The sequence below is a fragment of the Nocardioides sp. Root682 genome (assembly GCF_001427795.1).
Classification (GTDB): domain Bacteria; phylum Actinomycetota; class Actinomycetes; order Propionibacteriales; family Nocardioidaceae; genus Nocardioides.
This window is the reverse complement of record NZ_LMHJ01000002.1, coordinates 135,404-153,845: the sequence shown is the minus strand read 5'-3', so window position 1 is coordinate 153,845 and position 18,442 is coordinate 135,404. Positions and strand designations below refer to the sequence as shown.

Genomic DNA, 18,442 nt, shown 5'->3' with positions numbered 1-18,442 from the left:
GCCCGCGTGTCGATGGGGCAACCAGATCCATCGACAGAAGGAGAGCGACCGTGGCTCGTCGCGCCGTCTGGACGGCCCTGCCCGTCCTGGGATTCGCGATCGCCTACGCCCTCGCGATCCTCGCGGGCCGCACGACCCGTGTCGAGGGCAGTGAGATCTCGCTGATCTGGCCCGCCGCGGCCGTCGCGGCGCTCTGGGCCCTGCACACGCGCTCCCTTCGTCCCCGCCTCGCCGCCGCGCACTGGACCGTGCTCGCCCTGGTGACCTTCGGTGCCACGTTCCTCACGGGAGCCCCGGTCGGCCTCGCGGCGTGGTTCGTCGTCGTCAACGTCGCGCTCGCCGGCGTCATCGTCGCGGTCCTGGGACACGACGACCGGCCGATCACGTTGAGCGACCCCACCGATCTCGGTCGCCTGGTGGTCGCGGTTGCTGCCGGCACGGTCGTCTCCGCGACCCTGGCCGTCGGCTACTTCGCAGCCACGGGGCACGACCAGCTCTTCGACACCTTCGCCCTGTTCGCCGTCCGCAACGGCGTCACCGCCCTGGCCGGGGTCGCCGTCGCGCTCCGACTCCGGAGCGCGCAGTGGTCGTGGTCGACGCCGACCGGTCTCCGGCTGGCGGAGACCTGCGCGTGCATCGCGGTGACGGTTCTGGTCTTCGGCAGGGTGTTCTGGTTCAACCCCGGCCTGCCCACCGCCTTCGCCACCATGTTGCCGGCGATGTGGATCTCGTTGCGCTACTCGACCACGACGAGCACCCTGTTCCTCGTCGCGGCCGGAACGTCCGTCGTGTGGCCGACACTGCTGGACCTGGGCGCGCTCAAGGGCATCGCGCCCACGGAGCAGGCGCTGCTCGCCCAGGGCATGGTCGGCTGCCTGACCTTCGTCGTCCTGACACTGGCGCTGTTCCGTGACTCCCGCAACGCGTTGATCGCCGAGCTCCGCCGCCTCGCCCTGCACGACCCGCTCACGGGGCTGGCCAACCGCACCCTTCTCCTGCAGAGCCTCGACGCCCAGCTCGTGCAGCCCCGGGTGCCACCGGAGGCGGTCGGCGTGATCTATCTCGACCTCGACGGCTTCAAGCGGGTCAACGACGCGTGGGGCCACCGGGAGGGCGACCTGCTCCTCGACGAGATGGCGAGCCGGATCTCCGCCGCTGTACGCCCTTCCGACCTGGTGGCGCGCCTGGGAGGCGACGAGTTCGTCGTCGCGTGCTCCGCGATCTCGGGAACCCACGAGCTCCATGAACTCGCCGAGCGCATCAGGGGTCGCATCGCCGAGCCCTACGGCTCCAGCGCCGACGCCCCGTTCGACCGGATCACGGCGAGCGTCGGCTACGCGCTGTCGGACGATCGCAGCACTGCGAAGTCACTGATCGTCGCGGCCGACCGCGCGATGTACGACGCGAAGAGCGCCGGGCGGAACCAGACGGCAGCAAGCCGGGCCGACCTGCTCCGCAGTCGCTGAGGTCTTGCGCAGGTCCTGCGCAGTCGCTGAGGACTTGCGCAGTCGCTGAGGACTTGCGCAGTCGCTGAGGAGTCCGTCAGCCGCCGATGGCCTGGGCGACCATGGCCACGGCGCCGGCGGGGACGCCGGCACTGTAGTAATAGCCCTGCACCTCGTCGCACCCACGCTCGCGCAGGTAGCGCTCCTGGGCCTCGGTCTCGACACCCTCCGCCACGACCGTCATCCCGAGGGCGTGCGCCATCACGATGATGGCGTCAACGATCGCGGCGTTGTGGTCGGCGCTCGCGATCTCCTGCACGAAGGAGCGGTCGATCTTGATCTTGTCGATGGGGAACTTCGTCAGGTACGCGAGGCTGCTGTAGCCGCAGCCGAAGTCGTCGATGACGATGGTGATGCCGAGGGCACGCAACGACTCCAGCATGGCGACAGCGTCACCGTGGTCGTCGATCAGCAGGCCCTCGGTGATCTCCACCTCGAGCTGCGAGGGCTCGATACCCGAACGCTCGAGGGCGTCGGCGATCTCGTCGAGCCAGGCGGTTCCACGCATCTGACGCGGCGAGACGTTGACGGCCATGCGCAGGGACCGGCCCATCTGGACCTGGAGTGCGGCCAGCGCAGCACACGCCGTCCGGAGGACCCAGCCACCCAGGGGCGTGATCATGCCGCCGTCCTCGGCGACCGGGATGAAGCGGTCCGGCCCGACCGGGCCCAGCGTGGGGCTCGTCCAGCGAGCCAGGGCCTCGAGTCCCACCACCTGGCCGGATGCGAGATCCACCTGCGGCTGGTAGGCAAGCGACAGCTCGCCCTGGTCGAGCTGGTCGAGTGCCTGGCGCAGCGCGGCCGAGAGCGCCAGCCGGTCGCTGTTCTCCTCCAGCATCCGGGGCTCGAACCACTGGACGTTGTTCCGCCCCGCGGCCTTCGCCTGGTACATCGCGATGTCGGCGTGCTTGAGCAGCTCGGAAGGAGTCGCCCCGTCGAGCGGGAAGCGGGTGCCGCCGAGGCTGCCCGTCACCGCGAGCTCGTAGCCGTGCACGACCACCGGCGCGAGCACGTCGGCCATCAGGTCGGTCAGTCGCCGGTCCATCTGAGCGCCGGGCTCGACGTCGTGGAAGACGATCACGAACTCGTCGCCACCGAGCCGGGCGACGAGGTCGTCGGTCCGGGTCCGGGTCCGCGCCTGCAGCCGCTCGGCGACGACCAGCAGCAGCTCGTCGCCGATGTGGTGGCCCAGCGAGTCGTTGATCCGCTTGAAGTGGTCCAGGTCGAGCAGGACCAGCACCAGCTCCAGCGAGGAACGGGCGGTCCTCTCCAGTGCCTCGTCGAGATGACGGATGAGCAGCGCGCGGTTGGCCAGGTTCGTCAGGCTGTCGTGGGTGGCCATGTGCTCCATCCGCTCGCGGGCCTCGACCCGGTGCGAGATGTCGTAGGCCACGGCGAGGAACCCGGTGGTCTCGCCGTCCTCGGACTCCAGGGGCACGATCGCTTCCTGGACGGGGATCAGCTCGCCCTCCTTGCGGCGGTAGATCCACTCGATGTCGTCACCGCCCGCGTCTCCGAGGCGGAGTGCACCGTCGCTGTAGGTCTGGCGCGGCGCACCGTCGATGACGCTCAACGAGGTGTCGATCAGCTCATCGGCCTGATAGCCGAGCAAGGACTCCGCCGCCGGGTTCGCGGTCACGATCCGGCCGTGCCGGTCGGTCGCGATGATGCTGAACGGGATGGTGTCGAGGATCGAACGGCGCAGCACGTCGTGCCGGGCCGCGTTCTCGGCGGCCTGCCCGCGCAAACGCTCGGTGATGTCGATGACGGAGGCGAGGACGAAGCGTTCGCCGTCGATCACGATCGGGTTGAGCCCGATCTCGACCCGCATCTCGGTACCGTCCTTGCGCAGGCCGTAGAGCTCACGCCCCACCCCCATGCCGCGCCGATCGGGGTTCGCGAAGTACGCATCGCGTTCTCCGTCGTGGTGGCTGCGGAACCGGGTCGGGATGAGGTCCTCGATGCGGAGCTCGAGCAGCTCCTCGCGCGTGTAGCCGAAGGAGCGCTCGGCCTCGGAGTTGACGACCACGAGGCAGCCACGATCGTTGACGACGATCATGGCGCTGGGTGCGGCCTCGATGACCAGGCGGAGCCGGTCCTCGCTGTCGATCCCGGTCGCGGGCGCCGCGTCCTCTGTTCGGGAGCCCATGCGTCCCTCCATCCCGTCAGGGGCCGATGGTCCCGTCGACCGTCAGCCTGATGGTCCCTTCGGCCGGATGGCGCGGGTTCGGAGCAAGTCGGGACCTTCGTCCTGTCACTGTCTGTCGATCGACCAGAACACCGCCATACCCGCTCGTGCGGGGCTCCGTTCGTCCTAACGTCGTAGCCATGACGACATCTGGGCGCCTTGGGCTCCAACGCACCGTGGGAGTGCTGATCTTCGGCACCGCCTCCGCTGGCGCCGGTCTGCTGTGGTGGTCGGTCTCCGACACCGACGACAAGGCTCCGGAGTCCACGGACGGCATCGTCCTCGGCGCCTGGCACCTCCTCTACGACAACGAGATCCCGGCCCTGACCACGCTCGCGGCAGCGGCCGGCCTCGCTCTCCTGTTCGCCGCGGGCGTCGCCCTGCTCGAGCGCCGGATCACCAACCGGGCCCGGCGCAGTGACGACGCCGGACGGCTCCCCCTGTCACCGCGTCACGTGATGGCCCAGACCCGCGGCCAGTTCCACGGTGAGGCCACCTTGACGGTGTTGGTGCCGGCCCACAACGAGGGGCAGTGCATCGCGGACACGCTGGCCTCGCTGTTCGAGCAGTCCTACCCGCCGAAGAGGGTGATCGTCGTCGCCGACAACTGCACCGACGACACCATTGCCGTGGCTGTTCGCGCCGGCGCCGAGGTGATCGAGAGCCGCGACAACGTCCACAAGAAGGCCGGTGCGCTGAACCAGGCGCTCGCCCAGGTGCTGCCTGGCCAGGGAGAGAACGACCTCGTCATGGTCATGGACGCGGACACGTCCCTCGACGCCGGCTTCCTCGAGGCCGTCGTACGACGGATGAGCGGGGACCGCGCGCTGATGGCGATCGGCGGCATGTTCTACGGCGAGGACGGCAAGGGACTGATCGGCCAGTTCCAGCGCAACGAGTACACCCGCTACGCCCGCGACCTGCGACGCCGCCGCGGCCGGGTCTTCGTGCTCACCGGCACCGCGACGGCCTTCCGTCCGCGGGCCCTGCGCACCATCGCCGAGGAGCGCGGAAAAATGCTGCCCGGCGTGCCCGGCGACGTCTACGACACCCTGGTGCTGACCGAGGACAACGAGATCACCCTGGCCCTCAAGACGCTGGGCGGGCTGATCGTCTCACCGGCCGAGTGCACCGTCGTCACCGAGGTGATGCCCACCTGGCGCGGGTTGTGGGTCCAGCGTCTGCGCTGGCAGCGCGGCGCCCTGGAGAACCTCGGCACCTACGGCATGCGGCCAGCGACCTTCCGCTACTGGGCCCAGCAGCTCGGCATCGGCTACGGCGTGATCGCGCTGCTGGCCTACCTGCTGATGATGACCCTGATGACCCTGTCCTTCGACGCGTGGGTCTGGTTCCCGTTCTGGCTCGGAACCGGCCTGGTCTTCACCGCCGAGCGGATCCTCACCGTGTGGCGGGGAGGTTGGCGGGCCCGCCTCCTGGCGGCCACCTTGTTCCCTGAGCTCTTCTACGCCCTGTTCCTCGACATCGTCTACCTCAAGGGCATCGTGGACATGTCGGTGGGCCGGACCGCCACCTGGCAGGAAGTCGTCCAGACGCCCACGCGCCGAAAGGTGGCTGCCTGATGAGCATCCCCGTCCTGCCCCTGGGAATCCTGTTCCCCGAGGCCCTCGTGCGCTCGCACCCGTTCGCGATCCTCGCGGCGTTCGTGGCGATCAACACGGTCATCTACGTGACCCTCACCGTGGCCAAGGCCATGCCGAAGATCTACTTCGGTGACTACCGCCGGCGCCGCTACGAGCGCGCCGAGACCCGCAGCATCTACCCCGACGGGACCCGCTGAGCCGACGACGGCAGTGGCCCGGCCCCCGAGAGGACCGGGCCACCTTCTTCACCTGGCCGAGGCCTCCGCGAGCAGCTTGATCAGCTCGGGCATGCCACCGGCCCACTGGAAGCTGAGGGCGGTCGGCGGGGACACCGCCGAGATCCGCTCCCGGCCCACGACCTGGGCGACACCGCCGTTCTCGACCGCGGGGATGGCGAGTGCCTTCTGGTCCTTGAGGAACGCACCGGCCTGCGCCTCGTCATCGAAGTACGTCACCACGACGTCGGCGTCGATCTTGTCGGCCTCCTCCCAGCTCAGCTCGTAGTAGAACCCGCCGTCCGAGGTGTCGAGCTCCGCGATGCTCGGGGCGACGTCGAAGCCGAGCTTGGTCAGGATCGCCAGGCGCGGGTCGAGCTCGGTGTACGGCGAGATCGTGTTCGGACCCGGGTAGAGCGCGGCGATCGTCTTGTCGGCGAACTCCGGGTGCTTCTTCGCCTCGTCCGCGAGGAAGGTGTCGATGTCGGCGAGGATCTTGTCACCGTGCTCGCTGCGTCCCAGCGCCGACGCGGTGATCTTGATGGTGTCCTGCCACGTCGTCGTCCAGGCGGCCTCGGGGTAGGCGACCGTCGGGGCGATCTCGTTGAGCTTGTCGAACTGCTCCTCGGTGATGCCGGAGTACGGCGCGAGGATCAGGTCCGGCTTCGCGGCGATGAACTCGTCGTAGGGCACCGTCGAGCCGGAGCCGTCGTCGGGCAGCAGCGTCGGGTGGTCGACGCCCTTGGCGTCGTACGCCTCCTCGACCCAGGGCAGCAGGTTGCCCTTGCCGACGGTCCAGAGCTGCTCGGCGATCGCGACCGGGTAGACGCCCGAGGCGATGGCGGCCTCGGTGGAGCCCCAGCCCCAGGTCGCGACGCGCTTCGGCTCTTCCTTGATCTCGGTCTCACCGAAGGCGTGCTTGATGGTGATCGGGAAGCTGTCGGTGACCTCCAGCGTGGTGGTGCCGGCGTCCTTGTCGTCACTCTCCTGGCCGCACGCGGCGAGGGTCAGAACGGTGGCCAGACCTGCGACGAGCGCAGTGGTCCGGCGGAAGGCACGTGTACGCACGTGTCTCTCCTCAATCTCGGGGTTAGGTGAGCCAAACCTAACCTACGCGCAGATCGAGTCTGCCTCGGGTCCGGCCCCTGGGCACCACGAGTGGCCCACCGGTCACCGGATCGGCGATCACCTCGGCCTCCAGACCGAACGCGTCGCGCACCGAGTCCACCGTCAGTACGTCGCGGGGCGCGCCCTGGGCCGCGATCCTCCCCCCGCTCATCACCACCATGTGGTCGGCGTAGCGGGCGGCGTAATTGAGCTCGTGCAGCACCATCACGACGGTCGTGCCGCGCTCCGCGTTGAGGTCGCTGAGCAGGTCGAGCAGCTCGAGCTGGTGGGTGACGTCGAGGTACGTCGTCGGTTCGTCCAGCAGGACGGCGTCGGTCTCCTGGGCGAGCACCATGGCGATCCAGACACGCTGCCGTTGTCCGCCGGAGAGTTCCTCCAGCCGGCGCTCGGCGAGGTCGGCCACGCCGGTGGCCTCCAGCGAACGCATCACGATCTGGTCGTCCTGGCTGCTGTGGCGACCGAACCAGCCCTGGTGCGGGAAGCGGCCGCGGCCGACGAGCTCGGCGACACGGACCCCGTCGGGGGCGATCGACGACTGGGGCAGCACGCCCACCAGCCGCGCGAGGTCACGACGCGACAGGCCGCCGATGTCCTGGCCGTCGATGGACACCCGGCCGCCCGAGAGCGGGTGGAGCCGGGCCAGGCCGCGCAGCAGCGTCGACTTGCCACAGGCGTTGGGCCCCACGATGGCCGTCACCTTGCCGGGAGGGAGCGCGAGATCGAGGTCCTCGATGACGGGGTGTCCCCGGTAGCCGAGGGACACGCCCTCTGCCGTGATGGAGGTGCTCATGCACTCGCCTTTCGATCGCTTCGGGCCAACAGCCACAGGAGGTACGGCGCCCCGACGAGCCCGGTCACGATGCCGACCGGTGCGGTGAGGCCGGGCAACGCGTACTGCCCCACCACGTCGGAGACCATCGTCAACGTCGCGCCGACGACCGCCGAGGCCACCAGGGCCGGGCCACCGTCATCGACCAGGCGCCGCGCGATCGCCGGGGAGACCAGGGCCACGAAGGCCACCGGTCCGGCGACTGCCGTCGCCAGCGCCACCAGCCCGACGCCGATCAGCAGGGCCAGCAGGCGCGCACGGGTCGGCCCCAGGCCGAGCCCCTGGGCATGCTCGTCGCCGAGCGCCAGGGCGCGCTGCTCGCGCGCGATCGGGACGGTGAGCAGGACCAGGACGAGCACGCCGAGCGTGAGGACACCGAGGGTGCCGTCGCGGACGTCCGCCACGCTGCCCACGGTCCACAGCAGCACCGTCCCGGCCTCGCGCAGCTCGGCCTCCGCGAGCCGCCAGGAGATCAGCGAGCCGCAGAGATAGGCAATGCCGACACCGACCAGCACGAAGCGGATGCCGTGCAGTCCGTTGCGCCAGGCCAGCACCCAGATCGCGACCGCGGCGCCGAGCGCGCCCGCGAAGGCTGCGAGGTTGACCGAGGTGCCCGCGGCGCCGTACCCGACGACGGCGGTGACGGCCCCGAGGGACGCACCGCCGGAGATGCCGAGGATGTCGGGGCTGGCGAGGTTGTTGCGCAGGGTCGACTGGAACAGCGCACCCGCCAGCCCGAAGGCAATGCCCGCGACGATCGCCGCCGTCGCGCGGGGCAGTCGGAGCTCACGGACGACGAGGAGGTCGAACCGGTCCCCCACGCCGAACAGGGCAGGCAACGATCGCTCGGGCGGCACGCCCGCTGCGCCGAGGCCGAAGGTGATCAGCAGCAGGCTCAGGCAGGTGGCGACACCCACGGCGACCACGACGAGGGTGCGCACCCGGTGGCGGCGGCGGATCCGGGCGATCGTGCCCAGGTCGAGAGTGCGTGCCTGGGCGGTCACGGTCAGTGGGGTGGTCACAGCCCGGCCACCCGTCGGCCGCGGGCCACGGCGATCAGCACCGGTGCACCGATGATGGCCGCGACGACGCCCGCCTCGAGCTCGTCGGCCTTGACCAGGCGCCCGATGATGTCGGCGGCCAGCAGCATCACCGGCCCGAGCAGCGCACACAGCGGGACGGTCCACCGGTAGTCCGTGCCGATCAGGCGACGGGCGGCGTGCGGGACGGCGAGGCCGACCAGCGCGATCGGACCGGCGAGGGCCGTGGCGGCGCCGGCGAGGCAGATGATCGCGATGCCCGTGATCGCCCGGGTGGTGCCGACGCTCTGGCCGAGGGCTGCGGCGACGTCGTCCCCGAGTGCGAGCCCGTTGAGGCGGTGCGCGACGAACAGCGCGATGGCCGCACCCACGAGGATGAACGGCCACAGGACCGCGACGGCGGCCAGGTCGCGGCCGGTGAGCGCGCCGACCGACCAGTACCGCAGGCTGTTGAGTGCGTCGACGTCGCGGAACAGGACGAGGTTCGAGATCGGCGTGAGCAACGCGGTGAGCGTCGCACCGGCCAGTGCGAGCTGCACCGGTCGGCCGTGACCGATCGCGAAGACGGCGACCGCGGCGACGGCGGCACCGAGGAAGGCGAACCACACGGCGCCCAGGGGCGACATGACGCCGAAGGCGGTGGCGGCCACGACGATGCCGAGTCCCGCGCCCGCGTTGAGACCGAGCAGGCCCGGGTCGGCCAGCGGGTTGCGGGTGATCCCCTGGCTCAGGACGCCCGCCAGCCCGAGGGCGGCGCCGGCCAGCAGCGCGATGATCGTGCGCGGCACCCGCTGTCCGCGGATCACGGCGTGGTCGACGTTGCCGACGACCGGATCGGTCAGCGCGCGCCAGGACTCCCCGAGCGCGACTTCACGAACACCCAGCGCGAGGCTGAGCACCACCCCGGCGAGCAGGAGCACCAGCGCGCCCCCGAGGACCAGCACGCGTCGCGAGCTCCCGAGGGCCACCAGGGCACGCTCCGGCACACGCGCCGGGGCGTCGACCAAGGTTTGCATAACCTAATAATCTCACACCGGTCCGCACGCTCCTGCCGGTGCACCCCGCCCCAGGCTCAGCTCGCCGGTGCGGTCTCCTTCGTCGCTGCCGCGCCCGACGCTCGCGCGGCCGCGGAGTACAGCCAGCCGTAGAACGCCAGCAATGCCAGCCAGGACGCGATCACGACGCCGTACATCACGGCCCAGAGCCAGACCGGGACGTCCGGCTTCCGCTCACGCTGGAGCATGAACGGCTCGTGCACGAAGGCGGCGTCGGCGCCGTCCTCGACCTGGACCAGTCCCGCCGCGGGACCGTCGATCGCGAGGTCGGCCGGCATGTGCAGCGGGATCGAGACCATGGTCGTGGGCGCGAGGTGCAGGCGGACCAGCACCTTCCAGTCGCCGTACAGCGGCAGCGGGTCCGTGCTGCGGAACTCGCCGTCGGTGCCGGTGGGCTCCATCGCGATGCTGAGCATGCCGTTGCCGGGGACGTTCCCGTCGTTCTCGTGCTTGCCCTGGTAGGCCAGCGCCGAGATCCAGACGGCGTCGTCCGCGGCATCGACCGGATCGGTGCGCACGGTGACGACGGACCGGCAGCCCTCGGTGCCGATGCAGTTGTCGTCGTAGGAGACCCGCCCCGAGATGACGTCGGTGCCCTCGACCGGTTGGTACGTCGTCCGGCAGTCGTCGCCGTCGCACTCCTTGACCACCTTGACCTCACCGGCACTGGTCGGCGGGGCGAAGACGGCCATCAGCACGACGAACGCGAGCACTCCGGCGGTGCCGAGCCAACGGCCGGACGCCGCACGGGACTCCTGCACCGGCGCGAAGGTGCCGGGCAGCTCGGCGATCCGCTCGACGTGCCGCGCGAACGACCAGCCGAGAAGACCGCCACCGGCGGCGGCGATGCCGCCGACCGTCAGCATCAACGGCATCTGCTGCGTCTCGGGCGGCAGCGGATAGGGCATGAAGAAGTCCATCCACCACCACTCGGTCGCCAGGCCGACCGTGCCCGCGAGCACTCCGGCGGCGCCCGCGAAGATCGGACCCCGGTTCCGCACGACGAGCGCCAGCAGCTCGATGCACAGCGCCGGTCCGAGGAAGAGCAGCCAGTGGGCGCGGTGGATGTCGGGGACCGGCAGCGTCATCGCGAAGATGAGCAGGCGCACGACCGTGTAGGTCAGCCAGGTCACCAGGGCGCCGCCGGGCCCGAAGAAGAGCCGGCCGGCCACGAAGATCCAGCCGGTCAGGAAGCCGGAGATGATGAACAGGGTCGCGGCGGGGAACTGCGGGACGCCGAGGTCGAACTCCATCAGGAACGCCATCGGGATGATGCAGATGCCGATCACGATGGTCATGAGCAGGCGGGTCGCCCAGGCCCCGCGGTCGGCGATGACCGACTCCGGCGCCTCGCGGCGCACGGGCGGCAGGATCTTGCCGAACAGGCGCAGGCCACCGGTGGCGAGGCCACCGAAGCGGAGCCAGGTGCGGGCCGGCGCGTGACCCACCTGCGCTGCCTCTGCGAACAGCAGGGGAACGGACAGGATGCAGGTGACGGCGCCGCCGATCATCATCACGTGGGTGGGCCCCCACTCGGTGACGTCCTGGCCGAACAGGCGGTGCCACACGTCGTCGGCAGGGAAGCCCGCAGCGGCGATCAGGCCCGCCCCGAGAAGCACCAGCGTGCCCATGGGGACCCGCCACTTCGGTGTCAGCGCGAAGGTACGACGCGGCAACGGGTCCTTGGCCAGACCCGCAGAGATCACGCCCGCTGCCAGGAAGAAGAAGATGCCGAACATGATCGGGAAGTGCGACGGGTTCGCCAGCGGCCCCTCGTCGCGGCCGTTCTGCATGTGGATCGGGACGTCCCAGTAGACGCCGAACGCGCAGGAGAGCAGAGCGGCCACCGCCAGGTAGCCGGGCAGGCCAGCCCACCGGGGAAGCCCGTCGATGGCTGAGACCCGGTCGGCCAGGCGCCCGATGATCGTCGACTTCCCGTCGCGTTCTCGCATCAGGAAGATCCCGATCGGGATGTAGATGACGGCGAAGGCCGCGGCCGCGATCAGGACCTGGTCGAGCGCGGCTCCGCCCGCGGGGGGAGCTTCTTCAACGGCGAGGAACATGTTCTGACGTTACTGCTCGTCACAGGTACCTGAACAGTGAACCGCCCGTGGTCCAGCCCCCGATCTGTCCTCAGCCGATCAGGATGCGCAGGCCGATCGTGATCAGGATCAGGCCACCGACCACGGTCGCCCAGCGCCCGAGCCGCTCCCCCACCCGGGCACCGATGAAGACGGCCGCGAGCGCCAGCACGAAGGTGACGACACCGATCAACAGGACCGCCGGTGCGACGTCGACCTCCAGCACCCCGAAGGTGACGCCGACGGCTGCGGCATCGATCGAGGTGGCGATGGCCAGCGGCAGGACCGAGCGCACCGTCACGATCGGGGTGGTGTGGTCCTCGGCATCGTCCCCGAAGGACTCCCACAGCATCTTGGCGCCGATCAGGCTGAGCAGGCCGAACGCGATCCACGGCGTCGCGGTCTCGACGGCATCGGCGAACCAGAAGGCCAGCACCCAGCCGAGCACCGGCATCAGCGCCTGGAACAGCCCGAACATGCCGGCCATCAGCACGGCGTCACGCCACCGCGGGCGGCGCAGCCGGAGTCCCTCGGCGAGCGACACGGCCACCGCGTCCATGGCCAGCGCAAAGGCGAGGACGACGAGCTCGAGGGTGGTCATCGAAGATTCCGTTTCCTGCTGGACAGGCCGCTCAGGGCCAAAAACATAGGCGCCGGGCCGCGACCTCTGGGGGGGGCGGTCGCGGCCCGACGGCGTCCATCATGTCATACCAATGGTTCTCCGGGGCCATCCGGGGCAGGACCGCACCCGGGTGTCTCGATCACTCCCAGAAGACCCGATCGACCACCGCGCGAGCCCGGCGCGTGATGCGCAGGTAGTCGTCCAGGACCCGGTCCGTCTCGTCCAGCTGATAGCCGAGGATCCCCGCCATCGCACGCCGCTCGAGCGTCGCGCGAGGGAACTGGTCCCCCGCCCTGCCGCGCGCGAGAAGGAGCCCGTTGCGCACCCGGGAGGCCATCCGCCACGACGTCGCGAGGGTCTCCGCGTCCTCGTGGGTGAGCAGGTCGGCGTCGGCGGCCGCGGCCAGTGCCGCGAGGGTCTGCGCCGTGCGCAGCCCCTCGACCTGCGCACCGTGGCGCAGCTGCAACAGCTGCACCGTCCACTCGATGTCGGCGAGTCCGCCACGGCCGAGCTTGAAGTGCAGGGTCGGGTCGGCGTTGCGCGGCAGTCGCTCCTTGTCGACACGGCCCTTGATCCGCCGGACCTCCACGACGTCGTCGTCGCTCAGGCCCTGCTCGGGGTAGCGCAACGGGTCGATGAGCGCCGTGAAGCGCTCACGCAGCACCGGGTCACCCACCACCGCGTCCGCACGGAGCAACGCCTGCGCCTCCCACACGTGCGACCACTTCGCGTAGTAGGCGGCGTACGACTCGAGGGTCCGCACCAGCGCCCCCTGACGGCCCTCGGGGCGCAGGTCGGCATCGACCACGAGCGCCGGGTCGGGGCCCGGCGCACCCAGCGCCCGTCGTACCTCTTCGGCAACGGCACGCGCGTAGGAGCCGGCCTGGTGCGCATCGGCGCCGTCGACGGGGTCGTGGACGAACAGGACGTCGGCGTCGCTGCCGTAGGACAGCTCGAAACCGCCGTACCGGCCCATCGCGACGATCGCCATCCGGGTCGGCGCGGACTCGAGGTGGCGCTGGCGACGGACGGTCTGACCCGCCACTTCCAGGGTCACCTCGAGCGTGGCGTCGGTGAGCCGGGACAGCGCGAAGCCGACCTCGTCGACCGTGACCAGACCGAGGACGTCACCGGCCGCGATCCGCAACAGCTCGCGTCGTCGTACGGCGCGCACGGCCCGCACCGCCTTGTCCCCCTCCTGGCGGCCGGCGGTCGCGAGCATCTCCTCGGTGAGTGCGTCCGAGCCCAGCGGCCGGAGGTCGCCGGCGAGCAGACGCACCCCGGCAGGCTCGCGCTCGAGCAGGTCGGTGCAGTAGCGGGAGGTCGCGAGCAGGTGGGCCAGGCGCTCGGCGACCTCGCCCTCGTCGCGGAGCGTGGAGAGGTACCAGGGTGTCCGGCCGAGCGCCTCGCTGATCCGCCGGAAGCCGAACAGTCCCCCGTCGGGATCGGGGCACTCGGCGAACCACTGCAGCATCGCCGGCAGCAGGGTGCGCTGGATGGCGGAGGTACGGCTGACCCCCGCCGTCAGCGCCTCCAGGTTGCGCAACGCGGCCTCCGCGTCGGCGTACCCCAGGGCCGTCAACCGGGCGCCCGCTGCTTCCGAGGACAGGCGGACCTCGTCGGACCCGATCCGGGCCACGGCGCTCAACAGGGGCCGGTAGAAGATCTTCTGGTGCAGCCGGCTGACCTCGCGGCGGTAGCCCTGCCACGTCTCGTCGAGCCGCTTCTCCGACTCCTTGAGAAAGCCCAGGCTGCGGCCGAGGCGCCGCATCGACGGGGCGTCGGAGGGTACGACGTGCGTGCGCTGCATCCGGTGCAGCTGGATGCGGTGCTCCAGCTGCCGCAGGAAGCCGTAGGCGCGATGGAGCGCCTCACCGTCCTCCCGCCCGACGTAGCCACCACGGCTCAGCTCGGCCAGCGCGCTCAACGTGGTGGAGGGCCGGATCCGTTCGTCGGCGCGACCATGGACCAGCTGCAGCAGCTGGACGGCGAACTCGACGTCGCGCAGGCCGCCGGCGCCGAGCTTCAGCTGGCGCTCCGCCTCCTTCGCCGGGATGTGCTCGAGGACCCGTCGACGCATGGCACGGGCGGCGTCGACGAAGCCCTCCCGGTCCGCCGCCGACCACACCATCGGGGCGACCATGTCGACGAACGCCTGTCCGAGGGCGAGGTCGCCGGCGACCGGTCGGGCCTTGAGCAGCGCCTGGAACTCCCACTGCTCGGCCCAGCGCTCGTAGTAGCTCTGGTGGCTGGCCAGGGTCCGGCTCAGCGGACCGGCCTTGCCCTCCGGGCGCAGCGCCGCGTCCACCGGCCAGATGGTGCCCTCGGCCGTGTGCTGCGAGCAGACCTGCATCAGCTGGGCCGCGAGCCGGGACGCGATCCTGCCGCTGGCCGCGACGACGGCATCGTCCGCGTCCGGGTCGGTCGGGGCGTGCAGGAAGATCACGTCGACGTCGGAGACGTAGTTCAGCTCGTGGCCGCCGCACTTGCCCATCGCGATCACGCCGAGACGCACGGTGGCGCACTCGGGGCCGATCCGTTGGCGGGCCACGGCAAGCGCGGCGTCCAGGGTCCCCGCGGCGAGGTCCGAGAGCTCCGCGGCCGCGTCGTCGACGCCGAGGTGGTGGGTGAGGTCGCGGGACGCGAGGCGCAGCAGCTGGCGGCGGTACTCGACACGCAGCGCGTCCACGGCTTCGTTGTCAGGCGCGGTCGCGACCGGCACCGGATTGGCCGCGTCGGCGCCCACCGCAGCCAGCAGCGACGCCCGCATCGCCCATGCCGCCGGGCGGGTCGACCCCAGGTCGGGATCGGTGAGCTCGAGCCACTGCTCGGGGTGATGGCACAGGTGATCGGCCAGTGCGGTGCTCGCACCGAGCACGCAGAGCAGCCGCATCGCCGTACCCTCGTCGTCGCGGAGGGCGGTCAACAGCGCGGCCCGGTCCTCGACCGCGTCGGCGAGGCGGCACAACGCGGCGAGGGCCGCATCGGGGTCGGCGGTCTGGCCGAGGAACGCCAGCAGGTCGGCCGCATCCATGCCGAGCTCTTCGAGCTCCACGACAGCGCGGTCGAGGTCCACGAACCCCAGCCGCAGCAGGTCGCTGCGGCTGGTCCGGCGGTGGTCAGCCGGCGTCATGGGTCACAGCACGGGCAACATGCGGTCGCGCTCGAAGGCGGAGACCTGGCCGCGGTACTCGTCCCACTCGGCCCGCTTGTTGCGCAGGAAGAAGTCGAAGACCTGCTCCCCCAGCGTCTCGGCCAGCAGCTCGGAGCTCTCCGCGATGCTGATCGCTTCGTTGAGGTTCTTCGGGAGCGGCTGGATCCCGAGGCTGCGTCGCTCGCGCTCGGTCAGGGCCCACACGTCGTCCTCGGCCTCGCGCGGCATCTCGTAGCCGTTCTCGATGCCCTTGAGCCCGGCAGCGAGGACCGCGGCGTAGGCGAGGTACGGGTTGCACGCCGAGTCCAGGCTGCGCAGCTCGATGCGGGTCGACTGGCCCTTCAACGGCTTGTACATCGGGACCCGGATCATCGCCGAGCGGTTGTTGTGCCCCCAGCAGATGTACGACGGCGCCTCGCTGCCGAACATCATCCGCTTGTAGGAGTTGACCCACTGGTTGGTGACCACGCTGATCTCGCTGGCGTGCTGCAGCACCCCGGCGATGAACTGGCGGCCGGTCTTCGACAGCTGGTACTCGGCGCCGGCCTCGTAGAAGGCGTTCTGGTCGCCCTCGAAGAGGGAGAGGTGCGTGTGCATGCCCGAGCCCGGGTGCTCGGTGAACGGCTTCGGCATGAAGGTCGCCCACAGGCCCTGGCTCAGCGCGACCTCCCGGATGACCGCACGGAAGGTCATGATGTTGTCGGCCGTGGTGAGCGCGTCGGCGTACCGCAGGTCGATCTCCTGCTGGCCGGGACCGGCTTCGTGGTGGCTGAACTCCACCGAGATGCCCATCGCCTCGAGCATCGTGATCGCTTCGCGGCGGAAGTCCGAGCCGTGCGAGTGGGCGGCGTGGTCGAAGTACCCGCTGCGGTCCATCGGGACCGGCTCCTCGCCCGGCTGCGGCTCTCCCTTGAACAGGTAGAACTCGATCTCGGGGTGCGTGTAGAACGTGAAGCCCTGCTCGGCGGCCCGGCCCAGGGTCCGCTTGAGGACGTTGCGGGGATCGGCGTACGACGCCGACCCGTCCGGCATCACGATGTCGCAGAACATCCGGGCCGTCGACGGGCCCTCGCTGCTGCGCCACGGCAGGATCTGGAACGTCGTCGGGTCCGGGAGCGCGAGCATGTCGGACTCGTAGACGCGGGCGAAGCCCTCGATCGCCGAGCCGTCGAAGCCGATGCCCTCGGAGAAGGCGCCTTCGAGCTCTGCGGGCGCAACGGCGACCGACTTGAGAGACCCGAGCACGTCGGTGAACCACAACCGCACGAACCGGACGTCGCGCTCTTCGAGTGCGCGCAGAACGAAGTCTTCTTGCTTACCCATGGCGCCAGCGTAGGGGGCGATGTCGGCGAGGCTCGACCGGAGCCGAAAACACGTGCGAACACTGGGTGGTTCCGGACCATGGCGCCGGCCCCGAAGCAGGTCTACCGTCGAAGGTGACGACCCGTTCGAGGGCCGCACGAGAAAGGAAATGCCATGGCCACCACCCACCCGCGGGAGCACCTCACGCACGACATGCGCGAAGAGCTCCACGACCTCGCGAACTTCTCCAGCATCGACGCCGATCGACAGGGACGAGTAGCCCTCTGGGCGACCTTCACCGTGCTCTCGATCGTGTGGGGGCTGGACATGATGTTCGCCTTCATGACCGACACCTGGGACAGCTACGTCTCGGTGTGGGCCAACAACTTCCTGCCGGGCGACGCGAGCGACGCGACGATGTGGATCGGTGCCCTCACCGTTGCCCTCGGCGTGCTCCTCGCGGCAGCGCCGCACTTCGGCGCCGACGTCCTCGGCATCTGGCTGGTCGTGCTGGCCATCAACGTGTTCAGCGTCGACGACCTCGCCCACCTGGGCGTCGGCATGCTCGCTCTCGCGTTCTGCTGCTTCGCACTGGCCCGGATGGCACGCGGGAACCACAAGCGCGAGGCATAGCCCCGCAGCACCCGCGGACGACGGGGGCCCCGGCCCCCGTCGTCGTGGCGGCTCGTGCGCCCGGTCCCCTGCGATACTTCGCCTGTGTTGACTCGGCGACCCACCTTGGCTGCAACGGCAGTCGTGGTCGCGCTCGGCGCCCTGACCGGCTGCTCCGAGGACCCCGGTTCGGAGGTGGGTGACCTCGTCCAGGCCGACGCAGCCGCGGTGACGGGGCTCGAGGCCGACGTGCGGCTGCCCGTCGGCGTACTCCACCTGAAGGCGACCGCCGCCCTGACGTCCGTGCCGGCCACCGACGCCCTCGACCTGGACGACGACCTCGTCGCGACCGATGACCTCCGCTACCTGGGCGTCGCCTGGGAGCTCGGCGACGAGGCCACGGTTCCCCCTCCTGCCGGGCCGCTGCTGGCAGGCTCGAACCCCGTCGCGACCCTGTCGCTCGTGGACGGCGACCAGCGCTACGACCTGGGAAAGATCCGTCAGGCAGACGCCGTCTTCATCGCCGTGCCCGCAGCCCTTCCCGCGGACGGTCACCTCGAGGTCCTGTACGACGGCGTGGTCCAGCAGGTCGCGCTCGACGACCTGACGGTCGACCCCGGCGCCGCCTCCGCCCTGTACGACGACGCGCCGGCCGAGACGCCCGAACAGGACTGCGCCGTGCGCCGTCCCGAGCCGGGGGTCTCGCTCGATCACGTCTGTGGCGCGCTCCTGGTGGCGATGCCGTACGTGCCGGACGCGGGGTGGGCTCCCGCAGGCACCATCTGGGCGGCGGTGCGACTCGAGACCCGCCTGTTGGGCGCGACCGTCGGAAGGCACGCCGACGCGGCGACGTACGTCGCGACAGGCGGAGAGGTGACCGCAACCCTGGCCGGGCAGGCTCCGACCGCGGCCATCGCTGCGCCCGCCTCGGATCCGGGCGACACCGGCGCGTGGCTGGTCTGGCCGATGCCCGAGGGGGCGGCGGACCTGGTGATCAGCGGCCGCTACCCCGCCGAGCGGACCGCGGGCAGCACGACGCAACCAGCAACCCGCGAGTTCACGACGTCGCGGGTCATCAAGCTCCCGCGCTGACCGGATCGGGCCCGGTCA

14 protein-coding genes are annotated in these 18,442 nt (G+C 70.7%); 5 read left to right on the top strand and 9 right to left on the bottom strand.

The window, feature by feature from the left end; all coding sequences use genetic code 11:
- Positions 1-50 precede the first annotated feature (50 nt).
- A complete protein-coding gene (locus tag ASD84_RS13040; protein ID WP_056711234.1) occupies positions 51-1,466 on the top strand; it encodes a GGDEF domain-containing protein in 1,416 nt (471 codons plus the stop codon).
- Between the two features lie 76 nt (positions 1,467-1,542).
- Here the strand turns inward: ASD84_RS13040 and ASD84_RS13035 are convergent, their stop codons facing one another.
- A complete protein-coding gene (locus ASD84_RS13035) occupies positions 1,543-3,654 on the bottom strand; it encodes a putative bifunctional diguanylate cyclase/phosphodiesterase (protein WP_056711233.1) in 2,112 nt (703 codons plus the stop codon).
- A gap of 179 nt (positions 3,655-3,833) precedes the next feature.
- Here ASD84_RS13035 and ASD84_RS13030 point away from each other — a divergent pair, with 179 nt between their 5' ends.
- Both ASD84_RS13030 and ASD84_RS13025 read left to right on the top strand, forming a co-directional pair.
- Entirely contained in the window at positions 3,834-5,273 is a 1,440-nt protein-coding gene (locus ASD84_RS13030) for a glycosyltransferase (protein WP_056711231.1), read from the top strand.
- The gene (locus ASD84_RS13025) at positions 5,273-5,491 is read left to right on the top strand and encodes a hypothetical protein (protein WP_200954563.1); all 219 of its coding nucleotides are present in this window, start codon (positions 5,273-5,275) and stop codon (positions 5,489-5,491) included. The genes ASD84_RS13030 and ASD84_RS13025 overlap by 1 nt, the downstream gene beginning before the upstream one ends.
- Before the next feature lie 48 nt (positions 5,492-5,539).
- On the opposite strand, the gene ASD84_RS13020 is transcribed toward ASD84_RS13025, so the two are convergent.
- The 8 genes from ASD84_RS13020 to glnA all read right to left on the bottom strand — a co-directional run bounded on the left by ASD84_RS13020 (position 5,540) and on the right by glnA (position 16,741).
- Positions 5,540-6,577: an iron-siderophore ABC transporter substrate-binding protein gene (locus ASD84_RS13020; RefSeq protein ID WP_056711227.1), complete on the bottom strand. Its 1,038-nt coding sequence runs from the start codon at positions 6,575-6,577 to the stop codon at positions 5,540-5,542.
- A 37-nt stretch (positions 6,578-6,614) separates the two neighbouring features.
- On the bottom strand, positions 6,615-7,427 hold the full coding sequence (locus ASD84_RS13015; protein WP_056711225.1) for an ABC transporter ATP-binding protein: 813 nt from the start codon (positions 7,425-7,427) through the stop codon (positions 6,615-6,617).
- Positions 7,424-8,488, bottom strand: a complete 1,065-nt coding sequence (locus tag ASD84_RS13010) for a FecCD family ABC transporter permease (RefSeq protein ID WP_200954561.1) — start codon at positions 8,486-8,488, stop codon at positions 7,424-7,426. Before ASD84_RS13010 ends, ASD84_RS13015 begins: the two co-directional genes overlap by 4 nt.
- Positions 8,485-9,522 carry a FecCD family ABC transporter permease gene (locus ASD84_RS13005; protein WP_056711223.1) on the bottom strand — a complete coding sequence of 346 codons (1,038 nt, stop codon included), beginning with the start codon at positions 9,520-9,522 and terminating at the stop codon, positions 8,485-8,487. Before ASD84_RS13005 ends, ASD84_RS13010 begins: the two co-directional genes overlap by 4 nt.
- Before the next feature lie 56 nt (positions 9,523-9,578).
- Positions 9,579-11,624 (bottom strand): hypothetical protein, encoded by a 2,046-nt coding sequence (locus tag ASD84_RS13000; protein WP_056711220.1) that lies wholly within the window; start codon positions 11,622-11,624, stop codon positions 9,579-9,581.
- A 70-nt stretch (positions 11,625-11,694) separates the two neighbouring features.
- Entirely contained in the window at positions 11,695-12,243 is a 549-nt protein-coding gene (locus tag ASD84_RS12995; protein WP_056711218.1) for a manganese efflux pump MntP family protein, read from the bottom strand.
- Positions 12,244-12,403: 160 nt separating this feature from the next.
- A complete protein-coding gene (locus tag ASD84_RS12990) occupies positions 12,404-15,397 on the bottom strand; it encodes a bifunctional [glutamine synthetase] adenylyltransferase/[glutamine synthetase]-adenylyl-L-tyrosine phosphorylase (protein WP_056711217.1) in 2,994 nt (997 codons plus the stop codon).
- A 3-nt stretch (positions 15,398-15,400) separates the two neighbouring features.
- A complete protein-coding gene (gene glnA / locus ASD84_RS12985; RefSeq protein WP_056711215.1) occupies positions 15,401-16,741 on the bottom strand; it encodes a type I glutamate--ammonia ligase in 1,341 nt (446 codons plus the stop codon).
- Positions 16,742-16,894: 153 nt separating this feature from the next.
- Between glnA and ASD84_RS12980 the strand changes: the two genes are divergently transcribed.
- A complete protein-coding gene (locus ASD84_RS12980) occupies positions 16,895-17,353 on the top strand; it encodes a hypothetical protein (RefSeq protein ID WP_056711213.1) in 459 nt (152 codons plus the stop codon).
- Positions 17,354-17,458: 105 nt separating this feature from the next.
- Positions 17,459-18,424: a hypothetical protein gene (locus ASD84_RS12975; protein WP_156391897.1), complete on the top strand. Its 966-nt coding sequence runs from the start codon at positions 17,459-17,461 to the stop codon at positions 18,422-18,424.
- Positions 18,425-18,442: the final 18 nt, after the last annotated feature.